Annotated in this window: 7 protein-coding genes; 1 reads left to right on the top strand and 6 read right to left on the bottom strand. The window is 70.6% G+C overall.

Translation table 11 applies throughout. The features are described 5' to 3' along the window. Window positions 1-516: 516 nt before the first annotated feature. Window positions 517-1,473 carry a phosphotriesterase-related protein gene (locus ABGB17_RS29370; RefSeq protein WP_347635286.1) on the bottom strand — a complete coding sequence of 319 codons (957 nt, stop codon included), beginning with the start codon at window positions 1,471-1,473 and terminating at the stop codon, window positions 517-519. Window positions 1,474-1,708: 235 nt separating this feature from the next. Between ABGB17_RS29370 and ABGB17_RS29365 the strand changes: the two genes are divergently transcribed. Then, entirely contained in the window at window positions 1,709-2,698 is a 990-nt protein-coding gene (locus tag ABGB17_RS29365; protein ID WP_347635284.1) for a malate dehydrogenase, read from the top strand. A gap of 295 nt (window positions 2,699-2,993) precedes the next feature. Here the strand turns inward: ABGB17_RS29365 and ABGB17_RS29360 are convergent, their stop codons facing one another. From ABGB17_RS29360 to ABGB17_RS29340, 5 genes are all read right to left on the bottom strand, one after another. Continuing rightward, the gene (locus ABGB17_RS29360; protein WP_347635282.1) at window positions 2,994-3,650 is read right to left on the bottom strand and encodes a DUF998 domain-containing protein; all 657 of its coding nucleotides are present in this window, start codon (window positions 3,648-3,650) and stop codon (window positions 2,994-2,996) included. A 211-nt stretch (window positions 3,651-3,861) separates the two neighbouring features. Beyond that, window positions 3,862-4,173 (bottom strand): hypothetical protein, encoded by a 312-nt coding sequence (locus ABGB17_RS29355; protein ID WP_347635280.1) that lies wholly within the window; start codon window positions 4,171-4,173, stop codon window positions 3,862-3,864. 90 nt (window positions 4,174-4,263) lie between these two features. Continuing rightward, window positions 4,264-5,982: an alpha-amylase family protein gene (locus tag ABGB17_RS29350; RefSeq protein ID WP_347635278.1), complete on the bottom strand. Its 1,719-nt coding sequence runs from the start codon at window positions 5,980-5,982 to the stop codon at window positions 4,264-4,266. A 119-nt stretch (window positions 5,983-6,101) separates the two neighbouring features. Beyond that, complete coding sequence (locus tag ABGB17_RS29345) at window positions 6,102-6,305, bottom strand: cold-shock protein (protein WP_347635276.1); 204 nt, start codon at window positions 6,303-6,305, stop codon at window positions 6,102-6,104. Window positions 6,306-6,600: 295 nt separating this feature from the next. After that, a complete protein-coding gene (locus ABGB17_RS29340; protein WP_347635274.1) occupies window positions 6,601-7,722 on the bottom strand; it encodes an alpha/beta fold hydrolase in 1,122 nt (373 codons plus the stop codon). Window positions 7,723-7,743 lie beyond the last annotated feature (21 nt).

Below are 7,743 nucleotides of genomic sequence, written 5' to 3'. Positions count from 1 at the left end.
GGCCTGAGCTCACCCCGGCCGCGCCACACCCCGACCGCCTGGACAAGGGCCTGAGCTCACCCCGGCCGCGCCACACCCCGACCGCCTGGACAAGGGCCTGAGCTCACCCCGGCCGCGCCACACCCCGACCGCCTGGACAAGGGCCTGAGCTCACCCCGGCCGCGCCACACCCCGGCCGGGGTGTGGCGCGGATCCGGTGACAACCGGCCGCCCACCGCCGCCGACGCGTGCCGGGCACGGTATGGCGCGGGTCCGCCACCACCCACCACCGCCACCACCGCCACCGCTGTCACCACCCACCGCTGTCACCACCCACCGCTGTCACCACCCACCGCTGTCACCACCCACCGCCACCCGCCACCCACCGCCACCCGCCATCGACCGTCACGGCCTGTCACCACCATTAGCACCATCGCCACCGCCGGCACCACCACCTACCAGCACCGCCGGCGCGAGCACCCCAGCACCACCGGCACCAGCACCACCGGCGGCGGGTCGGCCGGCGGGTGGTGCGGGTCAGGAGAAGTAGTTCCGGGGGTTGACGACCAGCATCTGGTGGAGGGCGGAGTCGGGGACGCCCTTTTCTCTCAGGGCGGGGAGCACGTTGTCGTGGATGTGGTCGAAGTGCCAGTCGGGGGCCACGAGGGGGAGGTCGTCCCAGGCGGGGCCGAAGTAGTCCATGAAGCAGGCGGTGTCGTGGCTGAGGACCATGCGGTCGGTGTAGCCGCGGTGGTGCAACGCGGCCACCGTCGCCACGCGGTCGGCGGTGGGGTTGTAGAGATCCAGGCCGAAGCGGTCCATGCCCAGGGTGGCGCCGGTGTCGGCCATGCGCATCAAGTAGTCGAGGTCGTTGGAGTCGCCGGCGTGGCCCACCACGACCTTGGTGAGGTCCACGCCCTCCTTGGCGAACAGGTCGAGGGCGAGCAGGCCGGAGCGGGTGAAGGCGTCGGTGTGGACGGTGATGGGGGCGCCGGTGCGCACGTGGGTGCGGGCCACCGCGCGGCAGATGCGCTCCACGCCCTCGGTCAGGCCCTTGCTCTCGACCACGCACTTGAGGAACGCGGCCTTCACGCCGGTGTCGGCGATGCCCTGGGTGATGTCGCGGGTGAAGTCGTCGATCATCGGGTCCGGCATGTCGAGCAGGAGCCCCGGGCCGCGGTGGGTGTACTGGTGGGGCACCTCGTCGAAGCAGTACAAGCCGGTGGCCACGATGATGTTCAGGCCGGGCACCTCGGCGGCGACGCGCTGGATGCGCGGGATGTACCGGCCGAGGCCCCAGACGGTGGGGTCGGCGATGGTGGTGACGCCCTTGGCGGTGACGGCGCGCAGCTTCGCGATCGCGTCGGCCACCCGCCGTTCCTCGTCCCACCAGGTGCCGCGGCCGTAGTTCTCGACATGCTCAGGGGACAGGACGAACACGTGCTCGTGCATGAGCGTCTGGCCGAGCGTGTCCACCTCGACCGGACCTCGCACGGTTTCGACCATGGGCACGGGAACCTCCGGGATCATGCCGACGGCAGCGGTGGCCCGAACCCTAGGACCGGCGTGTCCGGTCGTCAACGGACGCGCCACGATGATCACGATCAGAATTCCAGTGGATTTCCCGCGGTTGTCCACAGGCACGGGCCCTGCGTGACAAGTCCCGCCGGCCGAACGGATAGCCTTCGGCTGTTCGGATAACCGTCGAGAGCCCATGTAGAGGAACGTCATGTCGCAGGGTCGTCCCGTCAAGGTCACCGTCACCGGCGCCGCCGGCCAGATCGGCTACGCGCTGCTCTTCCGCATCGCCTCAGGGCACCTGCTCGGCCCCGACGTGCCCGTGCGGCTGAGCCTGCTGGAGATCCCCCAGGCCGTGAAGGCCGCCGAGGGCACCGCCATGGAGCTGGACGACTGCGCGTTCCCGCTGCTCCAGGGCATCGACATCACCGACGACGTCAACCGCGCGTTCGACGGCACCAACGTCGGCCTGCTCGTCGGCGCCCGCCCCCGCACCAAGGGCATGGAGCGCGGCGACCTGCTCCAGGCCAACGGCGGCATCTTCGGCCCCCAGGGCAAGGCCATCAACGACCACGCCGCCGACGACGTCCGCGTCCTGGTCGTCGGCAACCCCGCCAACACCAACGCCCTGATCGCCCGCTCCCACGCCCCCGACGTCCCCGCCGCCCGCTTCACCGCCATGACGCGCCTGGACCACAACCGCGCCCTGTCCCAGTTGGCGAAGAAGCTCGACGTCCCCGTCACCGCCATCACCAAGATGACCATCTGGGGCAACCACTCCGCCACCCAGTACCCCGACCTCTACAACGCCGAGGTCAACGGCAAGATCGCCGCCGAGCAGGTGGACGAGCCCTGGCTCCGCGACACCTTCATCCCCACCGTGGCCAAGCGCGGCGCCGCCATCATCGAAGCAAGAGGCGCCTCCTCCGCCGCTTCTGCCGCCAACGCCGCCCTCAACCACGTCCACGACTGGTTCAACGGCACCCCCGAAGGCGACTGGACCTCTGTGGCCCTCACCTCCGACGGCTCCTACGGCGTCCCCGAAGGCCTCATCTCCTCCTTCCCGGCGATCTCCCGCAACGGCGAATGGCAGATCGTCCAGGGCCTCCCGATCAACCCCTTCTCCCGCGACCGCATCGACGCCTCCGTCCGCGAACTCGCCGAGGAACGCGACGCCGTCAAGCAACTCGGCCTCATCTGACCCACCCCCGGGCGGCCCGCTTCCCGCGAGGCCGCCCGGTCACACACGGAAGCGGCCCCCACGCGGCCGCCCGGCCGTACCCACCGAAGCGGCCGCCAGTCACACGCACGGAAGGAGCGGCTCGCCCCCGCGGAGCCGCCCCTCCCGGACGCCGTACGGCCGCTCACCGCGCCGCGTGCACCGCAGGCCCGGCCGCTCACCGCGCCGCGTAGACCGCAGGTCCGGCGACTCACCGCGCCGCGTGCACCGCAGGCCCGGCCGCTCACCGCGCCGCGTAGACCGCGGGCCCGGCCGTTCACCGCGCCGCGTGCACCGCGGGCGTGGCCAGGCGGCCGGTGACGCGTGTGCGTGCGGGTGTGGCTCCGAGGCGTCCGGTGATCATGGCGGTTCCGATGAGGGCGAGTACGGCGACCTCGCTGACCACCACCAGCCGCTGGGTGAGGCCGGCGGGGACCGCTGCGGTGTCCACGCCGAACGTCCGCAGCCCGTAGGGAATCAGGACCGCCACGAGGAACACGCCCGCGGCGACGCTGAGCCCGCGCAGCAGCCGAGCGTGACGCCCGCCGTGCGCCGCCACCAGCAACCCGGCCACCGGCATCACCACGAACGCCGCGAAAGCCGCATACCTGTGGATCCCCCCGGACATCGACAGCGACACCCCGGGCCGGTCCGTGGGAAACGCCGCGATCATCATCATGCAGCAGCTCCACACCGTCACCAGCCCCACGACCGAAGCCGGCGCCCCCCGCCGCGCCAGGTCCATGGCGAACAACGCCGACCCGGCCGCGAACGACGTCAGCGACACCGCGAGGAGCACCCCGTACGGATGGAACGCGTACTCACTGATCATCCCGTACAGCGGATTCACATCCGATGCCACATGCACCGTGACCATGGCCGCCGCCCCCGCGGCGATCGCCGCGAAACCCCAGGCCGTAAGTCGATTCGTCATGGTTCGACTTTCCCGGCGAACCACACACCCCGGCATCGGAGATCGTCCCCACCACCCCCCTGACCCACCCCCGACCCCGACCCCGACGTCCTCCGCCCCTGGAAATCCCCTTGCTCAGGGTCGCCCCGTCCTCCGCTCAGGGTCCACCCCCGCCGAGCACGGCATACGCCCCGAGCGACCAGAGGCTCACGTCCCCGTCGAACGGATCAGATCAGGGCAGATCCAGGTACGCGATCGCCCGCAAGACCCCGCAAAGATGCGCCATGTCGTGCCAGAGGAACACCCCCTCGCCGCAGGCACGTCCGAGGATCTGACGAAGCTCCACGACGTCGTCACTGACCTGTCCCGCCGTGATCTCGGAAGCGGGATCGTCGCACATCTCGTACGCCTCCCGGAGACCCATCACCCAGTAGTAGTCGACGGAGGACAGATCCACCTGCGGGCCGTGGTCCCGCTCCACCGCGTCCAGCAGCACCGTGCACAGCCGGCGGAGATCGGCGACGTCCAGGCTCATGTCGTTCATGCGGCCATGCTCACAGACCTGGACCGGCGAACGCCTCTCGAATAACGCGCGCGGGGCGGCGCCGGGGTGGGCCGGCGGCGCCCCGGGCGGTCAGGTGCCGGTCTCGGGGGATTCGGAGTCCTCGATGTCGGCGGAGTCGGCGGGGGCTTCCTCGGGGGCGGAGGCGCGGAGCCAGCGGCAGCCGTAGGGGGCGAGGTCGAAGGTGGTGCGGCCGTCGGGGGGGACCTCCACGGTGCCTTCGATGAGGAGGTCGGTGAGGACGTCGTTCTGGTCGAGGCCTTCGATGAGGACTTCGCAGGTGACGTCCTGGTCGGTGAAGTTGTGGAGGACCATCACGGTTTCGCCGTCGATGTCGGCGCGGTGGGCCAGGACGGCGGGGGTGCCGGTGTCGAGGACCTGGTAGTCGCCCCAGGCCAGTTCGGGGCATTCGCGGTAGCGCTCGACGAGCATGGTGATCCACATGAGCAGGGAGTCGGGGTCGCGGCGCTGGGCGCTGACGTTGACGTTCTCGGGGCCGAAGCGGCCCTCGACCAGGCGGATGGGGAGGGAGTCGGCGGTGGAGAAGCCGGCGTTGCGGTGGGGGGTCCACTGCATGGGGGTGCGGACGGCCTGGCGGCCCTCGGCGCGCAGGTCCTCGCCCATGCCGATCTCCTCGCCGTAGAACAGCACGGGGGTGCCGGGCAGGGAGAACAGCAGGCTGTACACCATCTTGATCTGGCGCATGTCGCCGTCCAGCATGGGTGGCAGGCGGCGGCGCAGGCCCCGGCCGTACAGTTGCATGTCCTTGTCGGGGCCGAGGGCGTCGAACACCTCCTGGCGCTCGGCGTCGGTGAGCTTGTCCAGGGTCAGCTCGTCGTGGTTGCGGACGAACGTCGCCCAGTGGCAGTCCTTCGGCGGCATCGGCCGTTCACGCAGCGCCTCGGCCAGCGGGCCGGCGTCCTGGCGGGCCAGCGACAGGTACATGCGCTGCATGCCGATGAAGTCGAAGCACATCGTCACCTCGTCGCCGAGGTCGTTCCCGAAGTACTTCAGCAGGTCGGGATACGGCAGATTGACCTCGCCGAGCAGTATGGCACCGCCGTTCCTGCGCTTCATGAACGCCCGGGTCTCCCGCAGGAAGGCGTGGACGTCCGGCAGCTTGCCGTCCACTTCCTTCGGCTTCCCCGTGACGTCCTCCACCAGGAACGGCACCGCGTCCACCCGGAAGCCGGACAGGCCGAGCTCCATCCAGAACCCGAGGATGCGGGCGATCTCGTCGCGCACCTCGGGATTGGCGGTGTTGAGGTCCGGCTGGAACCGGTAGAACCGGTGGTAGTAGTACTGGCCGCTGCCCTCGTCGAACTCCCAGAGGCTCTTCTCGGCGTCGGGGAAGACCACGCCCTTGGGGTCGTCGGGTTCGGGTTTGTCCGACCAGATGTACCAGTCGCGGTACCGCGAGTCCCGGCTGGAGCGCGCCTCCTTGAACCATGGGTGCTCGTCGGAGGTGTGGTTCACGACGAGGTCGGCGATGACCCTGATGCCGCGGTCGGCGGCGACGCGCATGAACTCCACGAAGTCGCCGAGTGTGCCGAGCCGGGGGTCGATGCCGTAGAAGTCGCAGATGTCGTATCCGTCGTCCCGGTCCGGGGTCGGGAAGAACGGCATCAGCCAGATGCAGGTCACGCCGAGGCGGTCCAGGTGGTCGACGTGCTGGGCGAGGCCGCGGAAGTCGCCGATGCCGTCGCCGTTGCCGTCGGCGTACGTCTCCACGTCAAGGCAGTAGATGACGGCGTTCTTCCACCACACGTCCGAGGTGGTACTCAGTCTCATTCGCCCGCGACTACCCAGCGGCGGGCCGGACTATCGGCCTTTCGCGCCCTAATGCGGGCGCGAAAGGCGTAAGGGGCCGCGCCGATGAACGCGACGCGGGCCCCGGCGTCAGCGACGGGTCAGAGGAGCGTGACCTCTTCGGCCTGGGGGCCCTTGGCGCCCTGGACGGTCACGTAAGCGACGCGCTGGTTCTCGTCGAGGCTGCGGTAGCCACGACCGCTGATCGCGGAGTAGTGCACGAACACGTCGGCACCACCGTCGTCAGGGGCGATGAAACCAAAGCCCTTCTCGGCGTTGAACCACTTGACGGTGCCTTCAGACAACTGCCTTCTCCCTGGTATGGGGTGTCACCGGGCCGCCAAGTCGGCGACGCGGGGCTGCGCGGCGGATCGGGCCGGTACTCCGTGCCTGCCACGGAACACCGGGATGCGACCGCACGTCAGGAAACTTCCCGCGAGCGTTAGGTAAAGCCGAACGAGAGAACCACGACCGCAACATGCAGACAATATCCGGTCCCACCCCCGATCACAAACGGGTCACGCGTGTCGTGACCTCCCGACTTGTCCGCCCGCGGACGGCCGGAACGGGACGTCTCCATCACGTTCCGTCGTACCCACGTCACTCCTTGTCGTCACCCTCGGCGTCCATCTCGCGGAACACCCGGGACGCGACGCCGAAGGCCGCGTTGGCGGCGGGAACGCCGCAGTAGATCGCCGTCTGGAGCAGCACTTCGGCGACCTCCTCAGGGGTGAGGCCGTTGCGCAGCGCGGCCCGCAGGTGCAGGGCGAGCTCGTCCAGGTGGCCCCGGGCCACGAGGGCGGTGAGGGTGATGACGCTGCGGGTGCGGCGGTCCAGCCCGGGGCGGGTCCAGATCTCCCCCCAGGCGTACCGGGTGATGAACTCCTGGAAGTCGGCGGTCAGCCCGGACGCCGTGCCGGACGCCAGAACGCGGTCGACGTACGCCTCCCCCAGCACCTCACGGCGGACCTTCATGCCGCGGCCGTGGCCGAGGAAGCGGGACATCAGGTCCGACACCACGCCGGCCCGCTCGACGTTGGCCAGGTGGGCCGCGCCGGGCACCACGACCAGCCGTGCGCCGGGGATGTGCTCGGCCAGCAGCTCCCCGTGCGCCACCGGGGTGGCCGGGTCGCGGTCACCGGCGATCACCAGGGTGCGGGCGGCGACCCGGTGCAGCCCGTCGCGCAGGTCGTACTCGGCGAGCGCGTCGCAGGCGAGGGCGTACGACTCGGCGTCGGTGCCGAGCAGGGAGGACTGCATCGGCTCGGCCACCTCGGGCTCGGCGCCGGGGGTGAACCAGCGGGCGGTCACCATGCCCGCCAGCCACGTCATGCCTTCGGCCCGCACCCGGGCGGCCCGCTGCCGCCATGTCGCCGGGTCGCCGAACCGCGCCGAGGCGCAGCAGAGCACCAGCTCCGACAGCCGGCCGGGGTGGTTCACCGCGATGGACAGGGCGACGGCGCCGCCGAACGAGACGCCGCCCGCCGCGAACCTGCCGGGCCCGGCGAGGGCCAGCACCTCCTCGGCGATGTCGCCGACGGTGAACCGCCTCTTGACGGCGGGTGAGGCGCCGTGGCCGGGCAGGTCGTAGCGCAGGACCCGCCAGGTGCGGGCCAGTTCGGGCATCTGGGGGTCCCACACGTGCGTCGTCGTGCCGAGGGAGGGACCGAGCACCAGCAGGGGTGCGTCCTCAGGCCCGTCGAACCGGTGGCGCAGTTCCACGCCGACTCCTTCGATCGTGCT

It is taken from the genome of Sphaerisporangium sp. B11E5, from assembly GCF_039871875.1.
GTDB lineage: Bacteria > Actinomycetota > Actinomycetes > Streptosporangiales > Streptosporangiaceae > Sphaerisporangium.
This window is presented reverse-complemented; position numbering and strand designations above follow the sequence as displayed.